The sequence below is a fragment of the Streptomyces sp. NPDC089915 genome, assembly GCF_040684675.1.
Classification (GTDB): Bacteria; Actinomycetota; Actinomycetes; order Streptomycetales; family Streptomycetaceae; genus Streptomyces.
Genome location: NZ_JBFBGN010000032.1, coordinates 1 through 25,451, shown reverse-complemented (window position 1 = coordinate 25,451; position 25,451 = coordinate 1). Strand labels below are relative to the sequence as shown.

The following is a 25,451-nucleotide window of genomic DNA, read 5'->3' as shown; positions in this document are numbered from 1 at the left end:
TCGGTTAGGCTCGGCCCATCATGCGTTTCGGGCTGCTTCTCCTTAGCTGCCGCGGCGAGGGTCTGTAGTCGTAGGCCGGCCCCCTCCCCGCGGAGTTTGGTGTTGCGGTTTTCACTACCGCCGTCGGCCGTCCCAGCGAACTACCGCGGACACGCGAGGAGCCCAACGCCATGAGCCAGCAGCCTTTTGTCGGTCGCCCCACGCCCATCACCAACGCGACCCACACCCAGAAGCCCTCCGGGATGCCGATCCACAAGTACGGCTTCTACGAGCAGGTGGAGATCCCGGACCGCACCTGGCCGAACGCCCGCGTCACCAAGGCTCCGCGCTGGCTGTCCACGGACCTGCGCGACGGCAACCAGTCGCTGATCGACCCGATGACCCCCGCCCGCAAGCGCGAGATGTTCGACCTGCTGGTGCGCATGGGCTACAAGGAGATCGAGGTCGGCTTCCCCTCCTCCGGCGAGACCGACTTCGCCTTCGTGCGCTCCATCATCGAAGAGGGCGCGATCCCGGACGACGTCACCATCTCCGTACTGACCCAGGCCCGCGAGGACCTGATCGAGCGGACCGTCGAGTCGCTGATCGGCGCCAAGCGCGCCACCGTGCACCTGTACAACGCGACCGCCCCGACCTTCCGCCGGGTCGTCTTCCGCGGCTCCAAGGAGCAGATCAAGCAGATCGCCGTCGACGGCACCCGCCTGGTCATGGAGTACGCCGAGAAGCTGCTGGGCCCGGAGACCGTCTTCGGCTACCAGTACAGCCCGGAGATCTTCACCGACACCGAGCTGGACTTCGCCCTGGAGGTCTGCGAGGCCGTCTGCGACGTCTGGCAGCCGGCCGAGGGCCGCGAGATCATCCTGAACCTGCCCGCCACCGTGGAGCGCTCGACGCCCTCCACCCACGCGGACCGCTTCGAGTGGATGGCCCGCAACCTGACCCGCCGCGAGCACGTCTGCATCTCCGTGCACCCGCACAACGACCGCGGCACCGCCGTCGCCGCCGCCGAGCTGGCCCTGATGGCCGGCGCCGACCGCATCGAGGGCTGCCTGTTCGGCCAGGGCGAGCGCACCGGCAACGTCGACCTGATCACCCTGGGCATGAACCTGTTCTCCCAGGGCATCGACCCGCAGATCGACTTCTCGCAGATCGACGAGATCCGCCGCACCAGCGAGTACTGCAACCAGATGGAGGTCCACCCGCGCCACCCCTACGCGGGCGACCTGGTCTACACCGCCTTCTCCGGCTCCCACCAGGACGCCATCAAGAAGGGCTTCGACGCCATGGAGGCCGACGCGGCCGCCCAGGGCAAGACCGTCGACGACATCGAGTGGGCCGTCCCGTACCTGCCGATCGACCCGAAGGACGTCGGCCGCTCCTACGAGGCCGTCATCCGGGTCAACTCGCAGTCCGGCAAGGGCGGCATCGCCTACGTCCTGAAGAACGACCACAAGCTGGACCTGCCGCGCCGCATGCAGATCGAGTTCTCGCGGATCATCCAGGCCAAGACCGACGCCGAGGGCGGCGAGGTCACGCCGAAGGCGATCTGGGAGGTCTTCTCGGACGAGTACCTGCCCAACCCCGAGAACGCTGCGGCTCAGTGGGGGCGCATCCAGCTGCGCTCCGGCTCCACCGCCACCGACAAGGACGGCACCGACACGCTGACCGTCGAGGCGGTCGTGGACGGCGTGGAGACGGTCCTGAACGGCACCGGCAACGGTCCGATCTCGGCCTTCTTCGACGCGCTGGGCGGCATCGGCGTCGACGCCCGCCTGCTGGACTACACCGAGCACACGATGAGCGAGGGCGCCTCCGCCGTGGCCGCCTCGTACATCGAGTGCGCGATCGACGGCCGGGTCCTGTGGGGCATCGGCATCGACGCCAACACCACCCGCGCCTCCCTGAAGGCGGTCATCTCCGCCGTCAACCGCGCGGGCCGCTGAACCACCCCCGACGGAGCCCCGCCCCTCCCGCCGGAGGGGCGGGGCTCCGCCGCGTTGCGGGGCCCGTCGGCCGGGGGCGCAGATCGGCCAAGTGCGCCCCCCGGCCCATGTTGTCTTGTCGCACGGCTGACGCACACTCACCGATGTGGCTAACATCACGCCAACCCGGCGTCGTTGCCCGGGGAGTTACGGAGGTGCGACGTGCTGCCAGTTCGGGGTGGGGACGGCCGGAAGCTGACGCTCTGGGGCATCCGTACCAGCTGGAACACCGTGGGCGACGGGGAGTTCTTCTGCCCCGGCTGCGGAGGTGACCGCAACTACCGCCGGCGCACCGGGCGCCGCCGGTTCACCGTGCTCGGCCTGCCGCTGCTGCCGCGCGGGGAGGCCGGGCCCGTCGTCGAGTGCCAGGCCTGCCGTGAGCGCTTCGGCACCGAGGCGCTGGACCACCTGACCACCACCCGCTTCTCCTCGTTGCTGCGCGACGCCGTGCACACCGTGACGCTGGCCGTGCTCGCCGCGGGCGGGACCACCTCGCGCAGCGCGCTGGAGGCCGCCGTGACGGCCGTACGCGGGGCCGGGTTCCCGGACTGCACCGAGGAGCAGCTGGAGTCCCTCGTGGAGGCGCTGGCCACCGACGAGGGCCGGCTGGGGCTGTACGACGGGCCCGAGTGCTGCGGGGCGGCGCTGTCGATCGAGCTCCACGAGGCGCTGGAGCCGCTCGCCGCGCACCTGGCCGCCCCGGGCCGCGAATCGATCCTGCTGCAGGGCGCCCGGATCGCCCTGGCGGACGGGCCCTACATCCCCGCCGAGCGCGAGGTGCTGGCCACCGTGGGCGCGGCGCTGCGGATGGGTTCGGACGAGGTGGCGGGGCTGCTGTCGGCGGTGCGCGCGCCGTAGCGGAGGCGCGCGCGTACGCGGATCCGGGCCCGGCGGAGGTTTTCCGCCGGGCCCGGAGGTGTTTTCGGGGGCGAAATCCCGGCATGTGGGCGTCCGGGAGGTAACGATTGGGCCGTACCGGCCGGAAACGGAGCCCTCCACGGCCTTCGCGAGGGGCGGAGTTCCATCTTCCGTACAGATCTTCCGCATTTCGGACGGCCGGAATTACACCCTCTGATTTGCGTGGCCGAAGGCTTGCTCGCCGGGAAATTGCCTGTCAGGACCGGGAACTTCGCAGGTGTGCAGGGGAACGGCGCGGCCGGAGGCCCCGTCCCCATACTCCGGCAAGCGGGCGCCCGCCACTGGAGGAACCTCCAGAGAGGGAGTCCCGGAACGTCAACTCTTTGTCGAAGTCTCCGATATCTGTGAGCACTTCCACAGGCGTTCAATTCCGGTCACACGACGAGATCTGCGTGTTCCCACTGACAACCCCGGCGGACCAACGGGTTAACGACCCACTCCGGCCAGGGGATAACCAGCTTCCTCTCAATTACCTACCTCCTTGAAGGGCAAGGCAGAGATGGCACGTGTCGCCGCCCGGCTTTCCGCAAGCGGAGAGCAGAGCTCGCACCCGGTCGACGAGGTGCTCCCCCTCCCCAAGCTCGCGCTGTACGGCTTCCAGCACGTACTCGCCTTCTACGCCGGCGCGGTGATCGTCCCGATCATCGTCGGCAGTGCGCTGAAGCTGAGCCCTGAACAGCTGGTCTACCTGATCAACGCGGACCTCTTCACCTGCGGTATCGCCTCGATCATCCAGGCCTTCGGCGTCGGCCGCGTCGGCGCCCGGCTCCCGCTGATCCAGGGCGTGACCTTCACCGCGGTCTCCCCGATGATCGCCATCGGCCTCGGCGCGGGCGGCGGAACGGCCGCCCTGCTGGTCATCTACGGCGCCGTCATCACCGCCGGCATCGCGACCTTCGCCTTCGCCTGGCTGCCCGCCAAGGCCTTCCGCGCGGTCATGCGGCTGTTCCCGCCGGTGGTCACCGGCACGGTGATCACGGTCCTCGGCATCGTCCTGATCCCCGTCGGCCTCAAGGACGCCGCGGGCGGCGCCCCCACCGTGGCCGACGGCGGCGTCCCCACGCAGCTGGCCTACGCCGGCGGCACCATGCTCTTCATCCTCGTCCTGATGAAGTTCGGCGGACCCTTCCTGCGCAGCATCGGCATCCTGCTCGGCCTGGTCGGCGGCACGGCCGTCGCGTTCCTGCTCGGCGACGCCAAGTTCGGCGACGTCGGCCACTCCGACTGGATCGGCGTCACCACCCCCTTCCACTTCGGCGCCCCGAAGTTCGAATGGTTCCCGATCCTCCTCATGCTGATCGTCATGCTGATCACCATGGTCGAGACGACCGGTGACACCTACGCCGTCGGCGACATCGTCGGCAAGGAGATCGACAGCGAGACCGTCGCCCGCGCCCTGCGTGCCGACGGCGCCGCGACCGCCCTCGGCGGTCTGCTCAACTCCTTCCCGTACGTCGCCTTCGCCGAGAACGTCGGCCTGGTGCGGATGACCAAGGTCAAGAGCCGCTTCGTGGTCGTGGCCGCCGGCGTCTTCATGATCGTCCTCGGCCTGATCCCCAAGGCCGCCGCGATCGTCGCCTCCGTCCCGCCCGGCGTGCTCGGCGGCGCCGCCACGGTGATGTTCGGCATGGTCGCCCTCGCCGGTATCCAGACCCTGGCCAAGGTGGACCTCAAGGAGGAGAAGAACGCCCTGATCGTCGGCGTCTCGCTGGCCTTCGCGCTCTTCCCCGCCACGGTCCCGGCCTACTTCGACAAGCACATGAGCCCGGACCTGTCCTCGCTCCTCAACAGCGGCGTGACCCTCGGTGCCAGCGCCGCCATCATCCTGAACCTGGTCTTCAACGGCCTGGCCAAGGACGACGCGCAGAACGCCCCGGCGGCCGAGGCCCTGGCCGAGACGCTGGCCGAGGCCCTGACCGGCCACGCCGAGCTGCCCGCCCAGCCGGCCGCCGCCCCCGCGGCCGCCGAGAAGGCCGCCGAGGAGGCCGACGAGGCGGGCGCCCCCGCCGTCTGACCGCCTCCCCACCCGACCTCCCAAGGGGTGCCGCCCCCGTCCGGACACGTCCGGACGGGGGCCGGTGCTGTCCGCGCACGGGGGACAATGGGTCCATGAGTCTGTTCCGCGACGACGGCATCGTGCTGCGCACCCAGAAGCTCGGTGAGGCGGACCGCATCATCACGCTGCTCACCCGCGGCCACGGCCGCGTCCGGGCCGTCGCCCGCGGAGTACGGCGCACCAAGTCGAAGTTCGGCGCCCGGCTGGAACCTTTCTCCCACGCCGACGTGCAGTTCTTCGCCCGCGGCAACGAGCTGATCGGCCGCAGCCTGCCGCTGTGCACCCAGACCGAGATCATCGCCCCCTACGGCAACGGCATCGTCACCGACTACGCCCGCTACACCGCCGGCACCGCGATGCTGGAGACCGCCGAGCGCTTCACCGAGAACGAGGGCGAACCCGCCGTACAGCAGTACCTGCTGCTCGTCGGCGCCCTGCGCACCCTCTCGCGCGGCGAACACGAGCCGCACCTGATCCTCGACGCCTTCCTGCTGCGCTCCCTGGCCGTCAACGGCTACGCGCCCAGCTTCGAGGACTGCGCGAAATGCGGGATCCACGGCCCCAACCGGCACTTCTCCGTCGCCGCGGGCGGGGTCATATGCGGCGACTGCCGGGTCCCCGGAAGCGTCGTACCATCTGCTGAGGCCATCGGGCTGCTCAGCGCCCTGCTGACGGGGGACTGGCCGACGGCCGACGCGGCGGAGCCGCGGCACGTGCGCGAGGGGAGCGGACTCGTCTCCGCCTATCTGCACTGGCATCTGGAGCGCGGGCTGCGCTCCTTGCGATACGTAGAGAAGTGACCGAGATCGGAGACCGAAGCGCCATGGCAGTACGCGGATTCCTGGGACTCTCCCGACGGGACTACACGCTCCCCGAACCGCACCCGACCGGCGCCCGCCCGCCGAAGATCCCGGGCGAGCTGGTTCCGGAGCACGTCGCGATCGTGATGGACGGCAACGGCCGCTGGGCCAAGGAGCGGGGCCTGCCGCGCACCGAGGGCCACAAGGTCGGCGCGGAGCGCGTCCTCGACGTCCTCCAGGGCGCGATCGAGATGGGCGTCAAGAACATCTCCCTGTACGCCTTCTCCACCGAGAACTGGAAGCGCTCGCCCGACGAGGTGCGCTTCCTCATGAACTTCAACCGCGACTTCATCCGCAAGACCCGCGACCAGCTCGACGCGCTCGGCATCCGGGTGCGCTGGGTGGGCCGCATGCCCAAGCTGTGGAAGTCCGTGGCCAAGGAGCTCCAGGTCGCCCAGGAGCAGACCAAGGGCAACGACAAGCTGACGCTGTACTTCTGCATGAACTACGGCGGCCGCGCCGAGATCGCCGACGCCGCCCAGGCCCTCGCCGAGGACGTGAAGGCCGGCCGGCTGGACCCGTCGAAGGTCAACGAGAAGACCCTCGCCAAGTACCTCTACTACCCGGACATGCCGGACGTGGACCTGTTCCTGCGCCCCAGCGGCGAGCAGCGCACGTCCAACTACCTGATCTGGCAGAGCGCCTACGCCGAGATGGTCTTCCAGGACGTCCTGTGGCCGGACTTCGACCGCGTCCACCTGTGGGACGCCTGCCTGGAGTACGCCAAGCGCGACCGCCGCTTCGGCGGCGCCGTCCCGAACCAGCCCGAGGGCGCCGAGAGCTGACCCCCGGACACGGCTCCGCCGCCGGGCCCGGGAGGGCACGGCGGCGGAGGCGCGGGACATCGGCCGGATTCCGACCGGTGTTCGACCGGATTCCGGTCCTTCGGGGCTAGCCGGCGGCCGCGCAGTCCGCGCAGGTGCCGAAGATCTCGACGGTGTGGGCCACGTTCACGTAGCCGTGCTCGGCCGCGATGGACTCCGCCCACTTCTCCACCGCGGGGCCCTCCACCTCGACGGCCTTGCCGCACTTGCGGCAGACCAGGTGGTGGTGGTGATCGCCGGTGGAGCAGCGCCGGTAGACGGACTCGCCGTCGCTGGTGCGCAGCACGTCGACCTCGCCGGCGTCCGCCAGGGACTGGAGGGTGCGGTAGACGGTGGTCAGGCCCACGGAGTCGCCGCGGTGCTTGAGCATGTCGTGCAGCTCCTGGGCGCTGCGGAACTCGTCCACCTCGTCCAGCGCCGCCGCCACGGCGGCCCGCTGCCGGGTGGACCGTCCTCGTACTGGCGCGGTATTCGTCTCGCCAGGCGCAGTCGCCACCGGGTTCCTCCTCGTTTCGGCCTTGCCCCATTGTGCCAGGCGGCCGGTCCTCCTAGACCTTCACGTCGTCCCGGGTGCAGACCTCCTCGGCGGCCCGGGCGGCCCTCGCCCGGCGCCGGGCCAGGGGCGTGGACAGGGCCGTGGTCGCCACGAAGACGACGATCGCGAGCAGCACGATCGTCGCGCCGGACGGCGCGTCGATGTAGTAGGTGGCGGCCGTACCGCTGAGCGAGACCACCACGCCGATCCCCATGGCCAGCGACAGGGTGGCGGCGAAACCGCGGGTGACGCGCTGGGCGGCCGCGACGGGGATCACCATCATGGCGCTGACCAGCAGCAGGCCCACGATGCGCATGGCCACGGTGACCGTGACGGCGGCGGTGACGGCCATCAGCAGGTTCAGGGCGCGCACCGGCAGGCCGGTGACGCGGGCGAACTCCTCGTCCTGGCTGATGGCGAACAGCTGGCGGCGCAGGCCGACGGTGACGGCGATGACGAAGGCGGCGAGGATCACCACGGCGGTGACGTCCTCGGGCGCGACGGTGGTGATCGAGCCGAAGAGGTAGCTGCTCAGATTGGCGGTGGAGCCGCCCGGCGCCAGGTTGATGATCATGACGCCGCCGGCCAGGCCGCCGTAGAACAGCATGGCGAGCGCGATGTCGCCGCTGGTCTTGCCGCGGGAGCGGATCAGCTCCATGCCGACGGCGCCGACGACCGCGACGAGGGTGGCCATCCAGACCGGGCTGGTGTTGAGCAGGAAGCCCAGGGCGACACCGGTCATGGCGACGTGGCCGATGCCGTCGCCCATGACGGCCTGGCGGCGCTGGACGAGGTACGTGCCGATCGCGGGCGCGGTGACGCCGACCAGGGCGGCCGCGAGCAGCGCCCGCTGCATGAAGGCGTAGTGCAGGATTTCCATCAGCTCAGCAGTCCCGTCCGCAGGGGCTCGGCGTCGTGCGCCGCGTGGGGGTGTACGTGGTCGTGGCCGGGGAGGGCGTGCTGCCCGACGGCCTCGGGCGGCGGGCCGTCGTGGACGACGCAGCCGTCGCGCAGTACGACGGCGCGGCCGATCAGCGGCTCCAGCGGGCCCAGCTCGTGCAGGACGAGCAGGACAGTGGTGCCGGCGGCCACCTGCTCGCGCAGGGCGCTCGCGAGGACCTCCTGGTTGGCCAGGTCCACGCCGGCCATCGGCTCGTCCATGATCAGCAGCTCGGGTTCGACGGCGAGCGCCCGGGCTATGAGCACGCGCTGGTGCTGTCCGCCGGAGAGGGCGTTGACGGAGGCGTCGGCGTACGGGTCCATGTCGACGAGGGCGAGGGCCCGCTCCACGGCGGTCCTGTCGGCCTTGCGCAGGATCCCGAAGCGGGAGCGGGCGAGGCGGCCGGAGGAGACGACCTCGCGGACGGTGGCGGGGACGCCGCTGGCGGCGGTGGTGCGCTGGGGGACGTACCCGATGCGCGACCACTGGCGGAAGCGCTTGAAGTCGGTGCCGAAGAGGGACAGGGAGCCGTCGGTGAGCGGTACCTGGCCGACCACGGCGCGGACGGCCGTGGACTTGCCGGAGCCGTTGGCGCCGAGCAGGGCGACGACCTCCCCCCGGCGGACGGTGAGGTCGACCCCCCGGAGCACGGGGCGGGAGCCGAGCGAGGCCGTGGCCCCGCGCAGGGATATGACGGTCTGGTCGTCCGTCGCCGGTCGGGGCGTTGACTGCATGGCTCGCGCCTCCGTTGCTGCTGCTGTCGTCACTTGGTTCCGAGGGCCTTCTGGAGGTTCTTCAGGTTGGACCGCATGACCTCGAAGTAGTCGGCGCCCTGCGACTTGTCGGTGATCCCCTCCAGGGGGTCGAGGACGTCGGTCCGCAGCCCCGTGTCCCGGGCGAGGGTCTTGGCCGTCTTGTCGCTGGCCAGGGCCTCGAAGAACACGGTGGTGACATTGTCCTTCTTCGCGATGGCCTGGAGGTCCTTCATCCGGGCCGGGCTCGGCTCGGACTCGGGGTCGACGCCGGAGATGCCCTCCTGGTCGAGGCCGTAGCGCTCGGCGAAGTAGCCGAACGCGGCGTGGGTGGTGATGAAGGTCTTGGAGGCCGTGTTCTTCAGGCCCTCCCGCAGCTCGGTGTCCAGCGCGCCCAGCTTGGCCACGAGCTCGTCGGTGTTCTTGCGGTAGTCGGCCGCGTGGCCGGGGTCGGTCTTCTCCATGGCGGCGCCGAAGCCCTTGGCGATCTCCGCGTACTTGACCGGGTCGAGCCAGACGTGGGGGTCCTCGGCCGTCCCGCCGTGGTCGTGGCCGTGGTCGTGGCCCTCGGCGGCGTGGTCGTGGTCCTCCTCGCCGGAGGTGCCGTGCACCTCAAGCTTCGTGAGGCCGGCCGCGTCCACGACGTCCTTCACGCCGGACTGGGCCACGGCGTTGTCGACGGCGGGCTGGAGGCCCTTGAGGTAGAGGACCACGTTGGACTCGCCCAGGCTGCCGGTCTGCTTGGGGGTGATCTCCAGGTCGTGGGGTTCGACGCCCGGCTTGGTCAGGGTGTCGACCTTCACGTGGTCGCCGCCGACCTGCTCGGCGAGGAACTGCAGGGGGTAGAACGACGCCGTCACGCGCAGCTTGCCGTCCTTGTCCGCGCTCGCCGTGCCCGCCCCCGAGCAGGCGGTGAGGGCCGTCCCGGCGAGGGCGACGGCACCGGCGAGAGCGGCGGTGGGTATGAGGCGTCGTACGTTCATGACATCCATTTTCATCAAAGATGGAAACGGTTGTCAAAAAGGCAGGTGAAGGGTCCGCGGGAGCATGCTGGAAGGGGGGTACCGACTTGAAGAGGAGGGTGCGGGCGCCGGTAACCTAAAGCCTTCGCCGTTCGTCCTCGTAATGAAGAGAGCACCGTGGCCGCCGACAAGATCGAGACCATCGTCAGCCTGAGCAAGCGCCGTGGCTTCGTTTTCCCTTGCAGTGACATCTACGGCGGTTCCAGGGCTGCCTGGGACTACGGTCCGCTGGGTGTGGAGCTCAAGGAGAACATCAAGCGCCAGTGGTGGAAGGCGATGGTCACCGGGCGCGAGGACGTCGTCGGTCTCGACTCCTCCGTGATCCTGGCCCCCGAGGTCTGGGTGGCCTCCGGCCACGTCGCGACCTTCTCGGACCCGCTGACCGAGTGCACCTCCTGCCACAAGCGTCACCGCGCCGACCACCTGGAAGAGGCGTACGAGGCCAAGCACGGCCGCCTCCCCGCGAACGGCCTGGCCGACGTCAACTGCCCCAACTGCGGTGTGAAGGGCCAGTTCACGGAGCCGAAGCAGTTCTCCGGCATGCTGGAGACCCACCTCGGCCCGACCCAGGACACCGGCTCGAAGGCGTACCTGCGCCCCGAGACCGCCCAGGGCATCTTCACCAACTTCGCCCACGTGCAGACCACCTCGCGCAAGAAGCCCCCGTTCGGCATCGCGCAGATGGGCAAGTCCTTCCGCAACGAGATCACGCCCGGCAACTTCATCTTCCGCACGCGCGAGTTCGAGCAGATGGAGATGGAGTTCTTCGTCAAGCCGGGCGAGGACGACCAGTGGCAGGAGTACTGGATGCAGGAGCGGTGGAACTGGTACCGCGGCCTGGGTCTGCGCGAGGAGAACATGCGCTGGTACGACCACCCGAAGGAGAAGCTGTCCCACTACTCGAAGCGCACCGCTGACATCGAGTACCGCTTCAACTTCGGCGGCAGCGAGTTCTCCGAGCTGGAGGGCGTCGCCAACCGCACCGACTACGACCTGAAGGCGCACTCGGCCGCCTCCGGCCAGGACCTCGTCTACTTCGACCAGGAGTCGAAGGAGAAGTACACCCCGTACGTCATCGAGCCGGCGGCCGGCGTCAACCGCGCCATGCTCGCCTTCATGCTCGACGCGTTCAACGAGGACGAGGCCCCGAACGCCAAGGGCGTCATGGAGAAGCGCACCGTGATGCGCTTCGACCCGCGCCTGGCCCCGATCAAGGTCGCCGTCCTGCCGCTGTCCCGCAACGCGGAGCTGTCGCCGAAGGCCAAGGGCCTCGCCGCCGACCTGCGCAAGTTCTGGAACATCGAGTTCGACGACGCGGGCGCCATCGGCCGCCGCTACCGCCGCCAGGACGAGATCGGTACGCCGTTCTGCGTCACCGTCGACTTCGACACCCTGGACGACAACGCGGTGACCGTGCGCGAGCGCGACACCATGAAGCAGGAGCGCGTCTCCCTGGACCAGATCCAGACCTACCTCGGCAGCCGTCTGCTCGGCTGCTAGGACCTGCACGAAAGACCGGTGGCCCGGTGCGCGGATCGCGCACCGGGCCACCGGTCTTTTCGCGGGTGCGGCCGTCAGGCCGCGGAGCCCTGATCGGCCGCGGCCGCTGCGGCGGCCGCCTCGGCGGCCCGCCTCTCGCCCTCGGCCTTGGTGCGCTTGACGAACCGGATGGTCCACAGGGCCAGGCCGCCGAGCGTGCCGTAGATCAGGAACGGGCTGACGGTCACCATGGTGGAGGTGTCCAGGACGTACGACAGGGCGACCCGGACGGCCGCCTCGATCAGGTAGACCACGCCCCAGACCAGCGTCATGCGGCGCTGGGCGTTGCGGAAGCCCTCGTACTGCCACAGGCCGTTGTAGTACGCCACGCCCGCCGGGGTGCCGTCCGTGCCGAACTTCCGGCCGAAGTAGAACATCAGCGGACGCGGCGCGAGCAGCGTGGCCAGGCAGAGCAGCCCGAACAGCCCCGTGACGGCGGAGTCCTTGACCAGCAGGGCACGGGTGGAGTCGGCGCCGACGAGGGAGACGGCGGCGGTGATCGCCAGGAACACCAGGGTGACGATGGCGAACTCGTCCAGCTTGCGGCGCCAGGCCACCATGATGGCGCTGTCGAGCACCGGCCAGGCCCCGCTGACCAGCAGCGCCGAGGCCTCGCTCCAGCCGTGGTCGTCGACGAGGGTGTTGTAGGTGACGATCGGTGCGACCACGCTGAGCGCGATGGTCAGGACCAGGCCTAGGGCCGCCGCGGCGCCGGAGCGTGCGGGAGGTGAGGGCTGTACTGCCGTGGACAAGGTTCCCCCTGGAACGTGCTGAGTAGTGCGGTAAGGGGACCGTAAGGAACTGTCAATGGCATGTACAAGGCGACACGGCTCAAAATGATCGCCAAGCCGTACGGAGCGTCTCCTTCCGCACAACGGGGCGCGTAGCCCCGCCGGTTCAGGCGCGCAGGCCCCTGACGAGGAGCGCCACGACGGCCTCGAACTCCGTGATGATCGTGGGGGAGAACCAGTCCGCCACGTACTGGGGGTCATGGAAGCGGCCGGTGGCGTCGAAGACGGCGCGCGCGGCGGCCGGTACGTCCGGCGCGGCCAGGGTGCCGGCGGCGACCCCCTCGCCGATGATCCGGGCCAGCTGGTGGATCAGCTCCGTCAGGTGGGTGTCGACCACCCCGCTGTTCTCGCCGAGCAGCACCGTGTACGTCGCGAACAGCTCCGGGTCGTCGCCCGCCTTGTGGCGCTTGGCCTCGAAGAGGGCCTCCAGCCAGGACTCCAGCTTGGTGGGGGCGGCCTCGCCCGGCGCCGAGGCGATCCCCTCCAGCATGACCACGCTCTTGGCGAGCCAGCGGTCCGTGACGGCCTCGCGCAGCGCCGCCTTCGAGGGGAAGTGCCGGTAGACGCTGCCGTGGCTGACGCCCAGGGCGCGCGCCACGTCCACCACGGTCGCCTTGGTGGGGCCGAAGCGGCGCAGCACCTCCTCGGTGGTCTCGAGGATGCGCTCGGGGGTCAGGGGCTCGGCAGCAGCGGGGGGCATGGGTACGACCGTACCGTCAGCTCAGTGCTCACTGTCGAGGTGGGCCATCTGTGCCGCCGGGTACCGGTCGCCGGAAGCGGAGCCGGCCGGCACCGCCGCCTCGATGGCGGCCAGGTCGGACGCGGTCAGCTCGACCCGCAGGGAGCCGAGGGCCTCGGTCAGCCGGTCCCGGCGGCGGGCGCCGACCAGCGGCACGATGTCGACCCCGTGGCGCGGGCCCTGGGCGAGCACCCAGGCGATCGCGATCTGGGCCACGCTCACGCCCTTCTCCCCGGCGACCTTGCGCAGGGCGTCGACCAGGTCGAGGTTGCGGCCCAGGTTCTCGCCCTGGAAGCGGGGGCTCATGCCCCGGAAGTCGCCCGGGGGCAGGGCGCGGTCACGGTCGAAGTGCCCGCTGATCAGGCCCCGGGACAGCACCCCGTACGCCGTCACGCCGATGCCGAGCTCGCGGGCGGTCGGCAGGATGCGGTCCTCGATGCCGCGCGAGATCAGCGAGTACTCGATCTGCAGGTCCGAGATCGGGGCCACGGCGGCGGCCCGGCGCAGGGTGTCCGCGCCGACCTCGGACAGGCCGATGTGCCGCACGTGCCCCGCCTGCACGGCCTCGGCGATGGCGCCGACGGTCTCCTCGATCGGGACGTCCGGGTCCACGCGGGCGATCCGGTAGACGTCGATGTGGTCGCGGCCGAGCCGCTGGAGCGAGTAGGCCAGGAAGTTCTTCACGGCCTCGGGCCGCCCGTCGTACCCGGTGAAGCCGCCCTCGACCGTCCGCAGGGCGCCGAACTTGACGCTGGTCAGCGCCTGCTCGCGGGCGGCGGCCGGGGCGGTGCGCAGGGCCTCGTTGATCAGCAGCTCGTTGTGGCCCATGCCGTAGAAGTCGCCGGTGTCCAGGAGCGTGTTCATGCCCTCGGGGGCGGCTTCCAGGTAGGCGTGGATCGTCGCCAGGGACTCGGCCCGGTCGGCCTCGCCGTAGAGGGCGGACATGCCCATGCAGCCCAGCCCCAGGGGGAAGACGGCCGGGCCGGTGGCGCCGAGGCGGCGGGCGGCGGGGACGGCGGACGCGGAGGTGTTCTCGTTCGTGGTCATGAGAAGAGAATGACATGACGGCTGACAGATTTCAATATCTGTCAGCCGTTGGTTTGAAGGTGTCGTGGAACGGAGGTCGGACGGGCGCCCGCCCCGGCCGGGCTCAGCCCGCCGGAGCCGGTCCCGGAGCCGGGGGGAGCCCGCCGTCCATCCGCGACCCCGGAGCCTGCCCCGGGGGCTGCTGCGGCGGCTGCTGCGGGGGAGCGGCGGGAACCGACGGCGACGGCTGGAGCTCACGGGCCGTCCGCAGCGCGGTGGCGTGCGCCCACGGGCCGGTGGTGACCGCCCCGACGACCAGCACCACGAAGGCGCAGCCGGTGATGATCCACCAGGCGGGCCGGGTCGCCGTCGCGAAGTCCGCGCCGCCCGCCGTCCCGGACGCCAGCACCGCCCCTATCACCGCCACGCCCAGCGCCCCGCCCGTCTGCCGGCTGGTGGAGGCCACGGCGGCCGCCACCCCCGCCTGGGAGCGCGGCATCCCGGACAGCGCCGTATTGGTGATCGGGGCGTTGACCAGGCCGAACCCGATGCCGAAGAGCACGTACCCGGTGAACATCAGCGGCGTCGAGGTCTCCGCGGAGAAGGCCGCGAACAGCAGCCCGCTCGCCCCCATGGCCACCCCGGACACCAGCAGCGAGGGGCGGGGCCCGTGGTTGGCGACCAGCCGCCCCGAGAGCGGCGCGCACAGGAAGGCGAACGCGGCCATCGGCAGCATGTGCAGCCCCGCGTCCAGGGCGTTCAGCCCCCGTACCTCCTGGAGGTAGAGGGTGGTCAGGAAGAGGAACCCGGAGAGCGAGGCGAAGGTGCTCACCGCGATCACGGTCGCCCCGCTGAAGGGGGCGCTGCGGAAGAACCGGGGGTCGATCAGCGGGTCCGTCCGCCGGGACTCGTAGAACAGCAGCCCGGCCAGCGCCGCCGCGGCGCCCAGCGCGCACCCGAGGACCGGCGGGGCGTCCCACCCCTGGGCGGGCGCCTCGATGATCGCGTACGTCACCCCGCCCAGCAGCACCACCACCAGCAGCTGCCCCACCGGGTCCGCCCGGCGCGGCCGCTCGGCCCGGGACTCCGGCACGAAGCGCAGCGTCAGGGCGAGGGCGACCAGTCCGACCGGCAGGTTGACCCAGAAGATGGACCGCCAGCCCACCGAGTCCACCAGCAGCCCTCCGACCAGCGGCCCGGCCGCCATGGAGATGCCGACCACCGCGCCCCACACGCCGATGGCGCGGGCGCGCTCCTTCGGGTCGGTGAAGGTGTTGGTGATGATGGACATGGCGACGGGGTTGAGCATCGCCCCGCCGACGGCCTGGACCATCCGGAAGACGATCAGCCAGTGCAGGCCGGGTGCCAGCGAGCACAGCACCGACCCCGCGGTGAAGAGGACCAGCCCCACGGCGAACACCCTGCGCCGCCCGATCCGGTCCGCCGTGGACCCGGCCAGTATCAGCAGCGAGGCGATGACCAGGGTGTACGCGTCGATGGTCCACTGCATCCCCGAGACCGACGCGTCGAACTCGCGGCGCATCGCGGGCAGGGCCACGTTCAGCACGGTGTTGTCCAGGCTGACGATCAGCAGGCTCATGCAGCAGACCGCCAGGACGAGCAGGCGGCGGCGACGGCTCGGCTGGTCCACGCCACTCATGTGATGCATACCGCCGATCGTACGAATAAGTAAGGAACGGCGCTGCGGGACAATGGGGGGATGACCACGCTTCCCGCCCCCCTCGCGATCGGGCCGCACACCGTGCAGCCCCCGGTGGTGCTCGCGCCCATGGCCGGCATCACCAACGCCCCCTTCCGGACCCTCTGCCGCGAGTACTCGGGCGGCAAGGGGCTGTTCGTGAGCGAGATGATCACGACCCGCGCCCTGGTCGAGCGCAACGAGAAGACCATGCAGCTGATCCACTTCGACGCGAGCGAAAAGCCGCGGTCGATTCAGCTGTACGGGGTGGACCCCGTGACGGTCGGCAAGGCCGTCCGCATGATCGTCGAAGAGGACCGCGCCGACCACATCGACCTCAACTTCGGCTGCCCCGTCCCCAAGGTCACGCGCAAGGGCGGCGGCTCGGCCCTGCCCTACAAGCGCCACCTGCTGCGCGCCATCCTCCGCGAGGCCGTCGCGGGCGCCGGCGACCTGCCGGTGACGATGAAGATGCGCAAGGGCATCGACGACGACCACCTCACCTACCTCGACGCCGGCCGGATCGCCGTCGAGGAGGGCGTCACCGCCATCGCCCTGCACGGCCGCACCACCGCCCAGCACTACGGCGGCACCGCCGACTGGGAGGCCATCGCCCGCCTCAAGGAGCACGTGCCGGAGATCCCCGTGCTCGGCAACGGGGACATCTGGTGCGCCGAGGACGCGCTGCGCATGGTCCGCGAGACCGGCTGCGACGGCGTGGTCGTCGGGCGCGGCTGCCTGGGCCGCCCGTGGCTCTTCAACGACCTGGTGGCCGCCTTCGAGGGCCGCCCCGAGGACTTCCACAAGCCGACGCTGCGCGAGGTCAAGGCCGCCATGCTGCGGCACGCGCAGCTGCTGGGGGAGTGGATCGGCGACGAGGCGCGCGGGGTGATCGACTTCCGTAAGCACGTCGCCTGGTACCTCAAGGGGTTCTCCGTCGGGTCCGAGATGCGCGGCAAGATGGCGGTCGTCTCCTCCCTGGCCGAGCTGGACGCTCATCTGAGCGAGCTCGATCTGGATCAGGCGTGGCCCGAGAGTGCGGACGGCCCGCGTGGCCGGACGTCCGGAAACAACCGAGTTGTCCTCCCGGAGGGCTGGCTGAAGGATCCGTACGACTGCGCCGGTGTGAGCGAGGACGCCGAGCTGGACACGTCCGGAGGCTGACAAATCGCCCTGCGAGGCGCGTGATATACGCCACGCATGGGAGAGGTTTCGCTCAGATGAGCGCGTAAGTCACGGGTAAGACTTCCAAAGGGTGGCACTGGGTGCCACCCTTTGTGCGTTCAAGAGTTGAACGCAAATGTATCGATGATCGCTCATTCGAGCGGGATCAAGCCTCAAACGCCACCTCACCCTTCGGGATGTGAACGCCGTTCGTAGGTTCTCATTACCGACCGGTTACTTTCGATACGGTGGCGCACGGGTGGTTACGGCCCCATGACCGCCAAGTGGACGTACCGATAAGCCTTCGATCTGGGTATGTTCCTGGCCGTCAGGGCAGCCACCCGAGTCCTCGAGGAGTCGAGACCCGTGTCGGAAAACAAAGATCAGAAGCTCGTCTACGACTTCACCGAGGGCAACCGGGACCTCAAGGACCTTCTCGGCGGCAAGGGAGCCAACCTCGCCGAGATGACCAACCTCGGTCTTCCGGTCCCTCCCGGCTTCACCATCACCACCGAGGCCTGCAAGGTCTACCTCGAAAGCGGCACGGCCCCGGCCGCGCTCCGCGACGAGGTCAGCGCGCACCTCGCCGCCCTCGAGGCGAAGATGGGCAAGAAGCTCGGCCAGTCGGACGACCCGCTCCTGGTCTCCGTGCGCTCCGGCGCCAAGTTCTCCATGCCGGGCATGATGGACACGGTCCTCAACATCGGCCTCTCCGACGAGTCCGTGTCCGGCCTCGCCGCCCAGGCCGACAACGAGCGCTTCGCGTGGGACTCCTACCGCCGCCTCATCCAGATGTTCGGCAAGACCGTCCTCGGCGTCGAGGGCGAGCTCTTCGAGGACGCCCTCGACGAGGCCAAGGCCGCCAAGAAGGTCACCGTCGACACCGACCTCGACGCCGCCGACCTCAAGAAGGTCGTCAAGGCCTTCAAGAAGATCGTCGCGAAGGAGGCCGGCCGCGAGTTCCCGCAGGACGCCCGCGAGCAGCTCGACCTCGCCGTCGAGGCCGTCTTCAACTCCTGGAACACCGACCGCGCCAAGCTCTACCGCCGCCAGGAGCGCATCCCCGGCGACCTGGGCACCGCCGTCAACATCTGCTCCATGGTCTTCGGCAACCTCGGCCCCGACTCGGGCACCGGCGTCGCCTTCACCCGCGACCCCGCCAGCGGCCACGCCGGCGTCTACGGCGACTACCTGCAGAACGCCCAGGGCGAGGACGTCGTCGCGGGCATCCGCAACACCGTGCCGCTCGCGGACCTGGAGGCCATCGACAAGGCCTCGTACGACCAGCTCATGGCGATCATGACGAAGCTGGAGACCCACTACAAGGATCTCTGCGACATCGAGTTCACCATCGAGCGCGGCCAGCTGTGGATGCTCCAGACCCGCGTCGGCAAGCGCACCGCCGGCGCCGCCTTCCGCATCGCCACCCAGCTCGTGGACCAGGGCCTGATCAGCGAGGCCGAGGCGCTCCAGCGCGTCACGGGCCACCAGCTGGCCCAGCTGATGTTCCCGCGCTTCGACGAGGCCGCCGAGACCACCCTGCTCGGCCGCGGCATCGCCGCCTCCCCGGGCGCGGCCGTCGGCAAGGCCGTCTTCGACTCGTACACGGCCGTCAAGTGGTCCCGCTCCGGCGAGAAGGTCATCCTGATCCGCCGCGAGACCAACCCCGACGACCTCGACGGCATGATCGCCTCCGAGGGCATCCTGACCTCGCGCGGCGGCAAGACCTCGCACGCCGCCGTCGTCGCCCGCGGCATGGGCAAGACCTGCGTCTGCGGCGCCGAGGACCTCGACGTCGACACCAAGCGCCGCCGGATGACGGTCGGCGGGACGGTCATCGAAGAGGGCGACGTCGTCTCCATCGACGGCTCCACCGGCAAGGTCTACCTCGGCGAGGTGCCCGTCGTACCGTCCCCGGTCGTCGAGTACTTCGAGGGCCGCATGCACGCCGGTGCCGACGACGCCGACGAGCTCGTCGGCGCGGTGCACCGGATCATGGCCTACGCGGACCGCGTCCGCCGGCTGCGGGTGCGCGCCAACGCCGACAACGCCGAGGACGCGCTGCGCGCCCGCCGCTTCGGCGCCCAGGGCATCGGCCTGTGCCGCACCGAGCACATGTTCCTCGGCGAGCGCCGCGAGATGGTCGAGCGCCTGATCCTCGCGGACACCGACTCGGAGCGCGAGGAGGCACTCAGTGCCCTCCTGCCGCTCCAGAAGAAGGACTTCGTCGAGCTGTTCGAGGCGATGGACGGTCTGCCCGTCACCGTCCGCCTGCTGGACCCGCCGCTGCACGAGTTCCTGCCCGACATCACCGAGCTGTCGGTGCGCGTCGCCCTCGCCGAGTCCCGCCAGGACGCCAACGAGAACGACCTGCGCCTGCTCCAGGCCGTGCACAAGCTGCACGAGCAGAACCCGATGCTGGGTCTGCGCGGCGTCCGCCTCGGCCTGGTCATCCCCGGCCTGTTCGCCATGCAGGTCCGCGCGATCGCCGAGGCCGCCGCCGAGCGCAAGAACGCCAAGGGCGACCCGCGCGCCGAGATCATGGTTCCGCTCGTGGGCACCGTCCAGGAGCTGGAGATCGTCCGCGACGAGGCCGACGCGATCATCGCCGAGGTCGAGGCCGCCACCGGCACCAGCCTCAAGCTGACCGTCGGCACGATGATCGAGCTGCCGCGTGCCGCGCTGACCGCCGCCCAGATCGCCGAGGCCGCGCAGTTCTTCTCCTTCGGCACGAACGACCTGACCCAGACGGTGTGGGGCTTCTCCCGCGACGACGTCGAGGCCAGCTTCTTCACCGCCTACCTGGAGAAGGGCATCTTCGGGGTCTCGCCCTTCGAGACCATCGACAAGGACGGCGTCGGCTCCCTCGTGCGCCACGCGGTCCAGCAGGGCCGGGCCACCCGCCCCGACCTCAAGCTCGGCGTCTGCGGCGAGCACGGCGGCGACCCCGAGTCGGTGCACTTCTTCCACGAGGTCGGCCTCGACTACGTCTCCTGCTCGCCCTTCCGGATCCCGGTGGCGCGCCTGGAGGCCGGCCGTGCCGCCGCCGAGGCCAAGGGCTCCGACAGCCGCTGAGCCCGGCCCACTGACAGCGCCCGCCCCCGGTTCCCTGACTGCCGGGGGCGGGCGCTTCCATCTATTAGGAAGACCCCCGCGCCGCACCGGCCGGGTTTCGCGCATATTCAACGAACTCATTACGGCGCCAGGCGGCGGACGGATCCCCACCCGTCCGCCGCCTGCCGCCTATCCGCCAGGCACGTCGGCGCTTCCCGGTGCGACCGACCGCCAGGCCCCGCAAAGCCCCCCACGGCCTTCACGGAGCGTTTCGGTCGCGCCGGAGTGTGCCTGGCGGAGTACAGGATTTCGCTTGTCACGCCCCTGCCGAAAGGGGTTTCAACTGTGGCCGAAAGGGCGTGGTGACCACGTGTGACGGCATGCATACTCATGGGGCGGGGGGATTGCGGTTGCACAGGTGGGGGTTCGGTGCTTCGTATCCATTTCACTGGAGTGGACCTGGCACGCGTACGGATGGCAGGGCGTCCCGATGCGTTGTGGGAAACGATTCTTAGTTTTCATCGCTTAAGAGACCGGCGTGACGCCCGGCTGTTCGGCGAATGGCGTACGGAAGCCCGGAGCCGGTTGAATGGTGAAACAAGGCTGCTGGGTGCCCTGATACCGGCTCGCGGGTATTTCCCAGATTTCCTGACGCCCTCCGAGGGCCAGTACGGGTGGGACCTCGGCCTCGACGCCCTGCGCGGGCTGCGCGCGGACCGGCTGCGCCACGAGCTCTCCCTCGTGGGCGCGGGCGCCGCCGCGGGCTTCGGCGCGGCCTTCGGGACCCCGCCGCCGACCCGGCTGCGGGAGTTCATGGACGGCGGCACCAAGTACCTGCCCCGGCTGCTGGGCGAGCTGCGCGGCTACCACCGGGCGGCCGTGGAACCGTACTGGACCCACATCCAGGCCCAGATCGAGGCCGAGCGGGCCGCGCGCGGCCGCGCCCTCCTCGACGGGGGCGCGGACGAGCTGCTGGCCTCCCTGCCGCCGATGCTGCGCTGGCGGGCCCCGGTGCTGGAGTGCGAGTACCCGGTGGACCGGGACGTACGGCTGCGGGGGCGCGGGCTGCTGCTCCAGCCGTCCTTCTTCTGCCGGCGCACCGCGGTGACCCTCCACGACCCGGAGCTGCCGCCCGTGCTGGTCTACCCGGCCGCCGCCCAGCTGGCCTCGGCCGGCGCGGGCGGGGAGGCCGCCCGGCCCGCCGAGGAGCAGCGCCAGCGCACCCTGGGCAAGCTGGTGGGCCACACCCGCTCGGTGGTGCTGCGGGCCATCGGCGACGGGGCCACCACCAGCGAACTGGCCCGCCGTGCCGGGGTCTCCCTGGCCTCGGCGAGCCAGCACGCCTGTGTGATGCGCGAGGCCGGCCTGGTGACCACCCTGCGCCACGGCAGCGCCGTCCTGCACACGGTGACCCCGCTGGGCGCGGCCCTCCTCAAGGGCGGCGCGGTGGTCTCCTGAAGGATCGGTTCACCTGGGCGGCGGCCTCCCGGCCCCCGCCCGGGTACCGACCCTGACCTGCGGTTTCCCGGACCGCAGAAAAAAGTCGAAGAAATCCCGCCGCACGGCGATGAGTTCCCGGGCCGCCCCCGGTCTACCCCTCGACAGCACCACGCGGGGCACGCGCCCCACCACAGAGAAGAGACACCGGGATGTCCTCCACCATGATCTTCGTCAACCTGCCCGTCAGCGACCTGGAGGCCACCAAGGCGTTCTGGGGCAAGCTGGGCTACTCCTTCAACGCCCAGTTCACCGACGAGAACTGCGCCTCCATGCCCATCACCGACACCATCGTCGCGATGTTCCTGACGCACGGCCGCTACAAGGACTTCACCCACAAGGCCATCGCCGACGCCCGGACCACCTCCGAGGTGCTGGTGTGCCTGAGCGCCGAGAGCCGCGCCGCGGTCGACGAGCTGGTCGACGGGGCCCTGGCGGCCGGGGCCACCGAGCCCCGCCCCGCCCAGGACCACGGGGTCATGTACGGCCGGGCCTTCGACGACCTCGACGGCCACACCTGGGAGATCATGTGGATGGACCCGTCCGTGATCCAGGGCTGACCGTCCGCCCTACGAGGTCGCGGCGGTCCGCACCGGGTACGTCCGGACCGCCACCTCCTCGTCGTCCAGGCAGCGCCCCGACTCCAGGTCGAAGCGCTGCTTGAGCAGGGGCGAGGCCACGAACGGCCGGCCCGCCGACCAGCCCACCAGCCCCCGCGACAGCACGTGCGCGCCGGTGAAGGGGTCCTGGTTGCCGATCGCGTAGGGGCGCCCCGCGCGGTCGACGAACACCGCGGCCTGGGACCCGTCCGGGAGCAGGGCCGCGACCCCGCGCCCCGGTACCAGCGAGGACAGCTCGCACACCGTCAGCCAGCCTTCGGCCACCCGCAGTTCGACGGTCATCGGACAGGACCTCCAATGGTCAGGACGGCCAGGTCGGGCTTGACCTGGTCGCGCTCCGGGACGAAGCGCACGGTCGGGTCGGGGGCGCCGGGGGCGTTCACGAAGGACACGAACCGCCGCAGCCGCTCGGGGTCCCGCAGGGTCTCGGCCCATTCGTCGCGGTAGTGCGCCACGTGCTCGGCCATCAGCGACTCCAGCTCCGCGCACAGCCCGAGCGAGTCGTGGACCACCACGTCCCGCAGGTGGTCCAGGCCCCCCTCCAGCCGCTCCAGCCAGGCCGAGGTGCGCTCCAGCCGGTCGGCGGTGCGGATGTAGAACATCAGGAACCGGTCGATGAGCCGCACCAGTTCGGCGTCGGACAGGTCCTGCGCGAGCAGGTCCGCGTGGCGCGGGACGGCCCCGCCGTTGCCGCCGACGTACAGGTTCCACCCGCCGGCCGTCGCGATCACCCCGAAGTCCTTGCTCTGCGCCTCCGCGCACTCGCGGGTGCAGCCGGACACCGCAGACTTCAGCTTGTGCGGGGCCCGCAGGCCCCGGTAGCGCAGCTCCAGGTCGATGGCCATCCGCACGCTGTCCTGGACCCCGTAGCGGCACCAGGTCTGCCCCACGCAGGACTTCACCGTCCGCAGGGCCTTCCCGTACGCGTGCCCCGACTCGAATCCGGCGTCGACCAGCCGCGCCCAGATCCTCGGCAGCTGGTCCACGCTCGCGCCGAACAGGTCGATGCGCTGGCCGCCGGTGATCTTCGTGTAGAGGCCGAAGTCGCGGGCCACCTCGCCGATCACGATCAGCTTCTCGGGGGTGATCTCGCCGCCCGGGATGCGCGGCACGACCGAGTACGAGCCGTTGCGCTGGAGGTTCGCCAGGAAGTGGTCGTTGGTGTCCTGGAGGGCGGCCTGCTCCCCGTCGAGCACGTAGCCGCTCGCGCCCACGGCGGGGGCCAGGGAGGCGATGATCGAGCCGACGGCGGGCTTGCAGACCTCGCAGCCCTCGCCGCCGCGCGCCTGCGGCCTGCCGTGCCCGTCGAGGAGCTCCCGGTACGAGGCCAGGCGCCGGGTGCGGACGATCTCGTACAGCTCGGAGCGGGTGTACGGGAAGCAGCCGCAGAGCCCCGGGTCGGCGGCGGCCGGCAGCAGCTGGCCGATCACCTTGAGGCAGCCGCCGCAGCCCGTGCCCGCCTTGGTGCACTTCTTGACCTCGGGCAGGGTGGAGCAGGCGGTGATGGCCTTCTTGGTGACGTTGTGGCAGGAGCAGATCACCGCCGTGTCGGGCAGCGCGGACGGGCCCAGCCGGGTGGCGGGGCCGAGCCCGGCGGGCAGGACCAGCTGCTCGGGGGCGACCGGCGGGACGCTGCCGGTGAGCGGGCGCAGCAGCCCGTAGGCGTCGGCGTCGCCGACGAGGACCCCGCCGAGCAGGACCCCGTCGGAGGAGATGACGAGCTTCTTGTAGGTCCCGGAGCGGGAGTCGGACCAGACGACGTCCAGGCTGCCCTCAGCCGTGCCGTGCGCGTCGCCGAAGGAGGCCACGTCCACGCCGAGCAGCTTGAGCTTCGTCGACAGGTCGGCGCCGGTGAACTCGCGTTCGCGGCCCAGCAGGTCCTCGGCGGCGGTCTCCGCCATCTCGTAGCCCGGCGCGACCAGGCCGTAGACCCGGCCGTCGACGGCCTGGGCGCACTCGCCGATCGCGTACACGTGCGGGTCGGAGGTGCGGCAGCGGGCGTCGACGGAGATCCCGCCGCGCTCGCCGACGGCCAGGCCGCAGTCCCGGGCGAGCTGGTCGCGGGGGCGGACCCCGGCGGAGAAGACGACGAGGTCGGCGTCGACGGCGGTGCCGTCGGAGAGGCTCATCCCGGTGACGGAGCCGTCCTCGCCGGTCAGCACCGCCTGGGTGCCGACGCCGGTGTGCACGGTCAGGCCCATGTCCTCGATGGTGCGCAGCAGGGCCGCGCCGCCGCCCTCGTCCACCTGGACGGGCATCAGCCGGGGTGCGAACTCCACGATGCGGGTGGTGAGCCCGAGGCCCTGGAGGGCCCCGGCCGCCTCCAGCCCGAGGAGGCCGCCGCCGACGACGGCGCCGGTGGTGCGGGTCTTCGCGTACTCCTCGATCGCGAGGAGGTCCTCGATGGTGCGGTAGACGAAGCAGCCCGGGGCGTCCTTGCCGGGCACGGGCGGGACGAAGGGGTAGCTGCCGGTCGCCAGGACGAGCACGTCGTACGGGATGACGCGCCCGGAGCGGGAGGTGACGGTGCGGGCCTCCCGGTCGACGCTCTCGGCGGGGTCGCCCAGGTGCAGCTCGATTCCGTGCTCGGCCATGAACCCGGCCGGGGTGAGGGAGAGCTCCTCGGGGCTGCTGCCGGAGAAGTACGAGGTGAGGTGCACGCGGTCGTAGGCGGGCCGGGGCTCCTCGCAGAGCACGGTGACGCGGTGCGTGGCGGTGGCCCCGCGCTCGGCGAGCGCCTCCAGGTAGCGCTGGCCGACCATGCCGTGCCCGATGAGCACGATCGCGGGCAGGGGCTCGGTCATGTCAGTGGCCTCCGTCGTCGGTGAGCAGGTGGAACAGGTCGTGCGGGGCGTCCAGGGGCTCGTCGCCCTCCCAGGTGCGGGCCAGGGCGCCCACGGTGGAGAGCTCGCCGAGCAGGACCCCGCCGACGAGCCGGTCGCCGCGCAGGACGACCTTGCGGTAGGTGCTGCGGGTGGCGTCGGCGAGGCGGACCACGTCGTCGCCGGGGAGCGGGGTGGGGTCGCCGAAGGCGGCGAGGTCGAGGGGGCGGCCGGCGCCGCCGAGGGTGAGCCGGGTCAGGGCGCGGGTGCCGGTGTAGGGGGTGGGGGTCCCGGTGAGGGTGGCGGCGAGGGCGTCGGCCTGCTCCAGCGCGGGGCCGGCCAGGCCGTAGAGCCGGCCGGCGTGCTCGGCGCAGTCGCCGATGGCGTGGACGGCCGGGTCGCCGGTGCGCAGGAGGTCGTCGACGACGACGCCCTTGCGGACCTCCAGGCCGGCCGCCTGGGCCAGTCCGGTGCGGGGGCGCACGCCGCAGGCGAGGACGACGAGGTCGGCGTCGAGGCGATGAAGTAGGGCCCGGCGAAGCCGACCTGCTTCTTGCGCTTGTCGTTGATCGTGTAGGTGCCCACGTAGTAGTCGATCTGGCCGTTCTGCA

Annotated in this window: 20 protein-coding genes and 2 pseudogenes; 10 read left to right on the top strand and 12 right to left on the bottom strand. The window is 70.9% G+C overall.

What is annotated here, in order from left to right:
• Window positions 1-170 precede the first annotated feature (170 nt).
• The 5 genes from leuA to AB0O29_RS13030 all read left to right on the top strand — a co-directional run bounded on the left by leuA (window position 171) and on the right by AB0O29_RS13030 (window position 6,601).
• The gene (gene leuA, locus AB0O29_RS13050) at window positions 171-1,943 is read left to right on the top strand and encodes a 2-isopropylmalate synthase (RefSeq protein ID WP_365150548.1); all 1,773 of its coding nucleotides are present in this window, start codon (window positions 171-173) and stop codon (window positions 1,941-1,943) included.
• 201 nt (window positions 1,944-2,144) lie between these two features.
• A complete protein-coding gene (locus AB0O29_RS13045) occupies window positions 2,145-2,840 on the top strand; it encodes a TerB family tellurite resistance protein (RefSeq protein WP_365150545.1) in 696 nt (231 codons plus the stop codon).
• A gap of 559 nt (window positions 2,841-3,399) precedes the next feature.
• Window positions 3,400-4,914, top strand: coding sequence for a nucleobase:cation symporter-2 family protein (locus tag AB0O29_RS13040; RefSeq protein ID WP_365150542.1), 1,515 nt, complete (start codon window positions 3,400-3,402; stop codon window positions 4,912-4,914).
• A 95-nt stretch (window positions 4,915-5,009) separates the two neighbouring features.
• Window positions 5,010-5,756: a DNA repair protein RecO gene (gene recO / locus AB0O29_RS13035; protein ID WP_365150539.1), complete on the top strand. Its 747-nt coding sequence runs from the start codon at window positions 5,010-5,012 to the stop codon at window positions 5,754-5,756.
• Between the two features lie 23 nt (window positions 5,757-5,779).
• A complete protein-coding gene (locus tag AB0O29_RS13030) occupies window positions 5,780-6,601 on the top strand; it encodes an isoprenyl transferase (RefSeq protein WP_365150536.1) in 822 nt (273 codons plus the stop codon).
• 106 nt (window positions 6,602-6,707) lie between these two features.
• Here the strand turns inward: AB0O29_RS13030 and AB0O29_RS13025 are convergent, their stop codons facing one another.
• From AB0O29_RS13025 to AB0O29_RS13010, 4 genes are read right to left on the bottom strand one after another with little or no spacing between them, the layout of a single operon-like run.
• On the bottom strand, window positions 6,708-7,136 hold the full coding sequence (locus AB0O29_RS13025; RefSeq protein ID WP_150519707.1) for a transcriptional repressor: 429 nt from the start codon (window positions 7,134-7,136) through the stop codon (window positions 6,708-6,710).
• 52 nt (window positions 7,137-7,188) lie between these two features.
• Window positions 7,189-8,055: a metal ABC transporter permease gene (locus tag AB0O29_RS13020; protein ID WP_365150533.1), complete on the bottom strand. Its 867-nt coding sequence runs from the start codon at window positions 8,053-8,055 to the stop codon at window positions 7,189-7,191.
• On the bottom strand, window positions 8,055-8,849 hold the full coding sequence (locus AB0O29_RS13015) for a metal ABC transporter ATP-binding protein (RefSeq protein ID WP_365150530.1): 795 nt from the start codon (window positions 8,847-8,849) through the stop codon (window positions 8,055-8,057). Before AB0O29_RS13015 ends, AB0O29_RS13020 begins: the two co-directional genes overlap by 1 nt.
• A 29-nt stretch (window positions 8,850-8,878) precedes the next feature.
• Complete coding sequence (locus tag AB0O29_RS13010) at window positions 8,879-9,850, bottom strand: metal ABC transporter substrate-binding protein (RefSeq protein WP_365150527.1); 972 nt, start codon at window positions 9,848-9,850, stop codon at window positions 8,879-8,881.
• A 156-nt stretch (window positions 9,851-10,006) separates the two neighbouring features.
• Between AB0O29_RS13010 and AB0O29_RS13005 the strand changes: the two genes are divergently transcribed.
• A complete protein-coding gene (locus tag AB0O29_RS13005) occupies window positions 10,007-11,389 on the top strand; it encodes a glycine--tRNA ligase (RefSeq protein ID WP_365150524.1) in 1,383 nt (460 codons plus the stop codon).
• A gap of 74 nt (window positions 11,390-11,463) precedes the next feature.
• Here AB0O29_RS13005 and AB0O29_RS13000 read toward each other — a convergent pair whose 3' ends face one another.
• The 4 genes from AB0O29_RS13000 to AB0O29_RS12985 form a co-directional block, all read right to left on the bottom strand.
• The gene (locus AB0O29_RS13000) at window positions 11,464-12,180 is read right to left on the bottom strand and encodes a VC0807 family protein (protein WP_365150521.1); all 717 of its coding nucleotides are present in this window, start codon (window positions 12,178-12,180) and stop codon (window positions 11,464-11,466) included.
• Between the two features lie 145 nt (window positions 12,181-12,325).
• Complete coding sequence (locus AB0O29_RS12995) at window positions 12,326-12,919, bottom strand: TetR family transcriptional regulator (RefSeq protein ID WP_365150518.1); 594 nt, start codon at window positions 12,917-12,919, stop codon at window positions 12,326-12,328.
• Window positions 12,920-12,940: 21 nt separating this feature from the next.
• A complete protein-coding gene (locus tag AB0O29_RS12990; RefSeq protein ID WP_365150515.1) occupies window positions 12,941-14,005 on the bottom strand; it encodes an aldo/keto reductase in 1,065 nt (354 codons plus the stop codon).
• A 103-nt stretch (window positions 14,006-14,108) separates the two neighbouring features.
• The gene (locus tag AB0O29_RS12985) at window positions 14,109-15,653 is read right to left on the bottom strand and encodes an MFS transporter (RefSeq protein ID WP_365150512.1); all 1,545 of its coding nucleotides are present in this window, start codon (window positions 15,651-15,653) and stop codon (window positions 14,109-14,111) included.
• Between the two features lie 51 nt (window positions 15,654-15,704).
• On the opposite strand from AB0O29_RS12985, the gene dusB reads away from it, so the two are divergent.
• From dusB to AB0O29_RS12965, 4 genes are all read left to right on the top strand, one after another.
• Entirely contained in the window at window positions 15,705-16,847 is a 1,143-nt protein-coding gene (gene dusB, locus AB0O29_RS12980) for a tRNA dihydrouridine synthase DusB (RefSeq protein WP_365150509.1), read from the top strand.
• 366 nt (window positions 16,848-17,213) lie between these two features.
• Complete coding sequence (gene ppdK / locus AB0O29_RS12975; RefSeq protein ID WP_365150506.1) at window positions 17,214-19,922, top strand: pyruvate, phosphate dikinase; 2,709 nt, start codon at window positions 17,214-17,216, stop codon at window positions 19,920-19,922.
• Window positions 19,923-20,330: 408 nt separating this feature from the next.
• The gene (locus AB0O29_RS12970; RefSeq protein ID WP_365150503.1) at window positions 20,331-21,359 is read left to right on the top strand and encodes a helix-turn-helix domain-containing protein; all 1,029 of its coding nucleotides are present in this window, start codon (window positions 20,331-20,333) and stop codon (window positions 21,357-21,359) included.
• Window positions 21,360-21,550: 191 nt separating this feature from the next.
• Window positions 21,551-21,958: a VOC family protein gene (locus tag AB0O29_RS12965; protein ID WP_365150500.1), complete on the top strand. Its 408-nt coding sequence runs from the start codon at window positions 21,551-21,553 to the stop codon at window positions 21,956-21,958.
• Window positions 21,959-21,967: 9 nt separating this feature from the next.
• Here the strand turns inward: AB0O29_RS12965 and nirD are convergent, their stop codons facing one another.
• The 4 genes and pseudogenes from nirD to AB0O29_RS12945 form a co-directional block, all read right to left on the bottom strand.
• The gene (gene nirD / locus AB0O29_RS12960) at window positions 21,968-22,300 is read right to left on the bottom strand and encodes a nitrite reductase small subunit NirD (protein ID WP_365150497.1); all 333 of its coding nucleotides are present in this window, start codon (window positions 22,298-22,300) and stop codon (window positions 21,968-21,970) included.
• The gene (nirB, locus tag AB0O29_RS12955) at window positions 22,297-24,822 is read right to left on the bottom strand and encodes a nitrite reductase large subunit NirB (protein WP_365150494.1); all 2,526 of its coding nucleotides are present in this window, start codon (window positions 24,820-24,822) and stop codon (window positions 22,297-22,299) included. Before nirB ends, nirD begins: the two co-directional genes overlap by 4 nt.
• Before the next feature lies 1 nt (window position 24,823).
• Window positions 24,824-25,357: pseudogene (locus AB0O29_RS12950) on the bottom strand (FAD-dependent oxidoreductase); the annotation flags it as partial.
• Window positions 25,357-25,451, bottom strand: a pseudogene (locus AB0O29_RS12945) (ABC transporter substrate-binding protein); the annotation flags it as partial. The pseudogenes AB0O29_RS12950 and AB0O29_RS12945, both read right to left, overlap by 1 nt.